This window comes from Burkholderia territorii (assembly GCF_902833055.1).
Taxonomy (GTDB): domain Bacteria; phylum Pseudomonadota; class Gammaproteobacteria; order Burkholderiales; family Burkholderiaceae; genus Burkholderia; species Burkholderia territorii.
In genome coordinates, this window is sequence record NZ_CADFEJ010000196.1 from 1 (window position 1) to 221 (window position 221).

Consider the following 221-nt stretch of genomic DNA (forward strand, 5'->3'; position numbering starts at 1 on the left):
TCGACGGGCCTGAGCTCGACCAATAGTTCGGTCGCTTCGCTGTCGACTTCGACGTCGACGGGCCTCGCGTCGGCTAACAGCTCGATCGCGTCGCTCTCCACGTCGACTTCGACCGGCATCAACTCACTGTCGACGGGCCTCAGCTCGACCAATAGCACGGTGACTTCGCTGTCGACCTCGACGTCGACCGGTCTCTCGTCGGCTAACAGCTCGATCTCGTC

The 221-nt window shown here is 62.4% G+C and carries 1 protein-coding gene; it reads right to left on the bottom strand.

Annotation, left to right across the window (positions count from 1 at the left end; genetic code table 11):
- Positions 1-221, bottom strand: a 221-nt coding sequence (locus tag HW466_RS32185; protein ID WP_279610408.1) for a hypothetical protein, incomplete at both ends; no start/stop codon positions are given.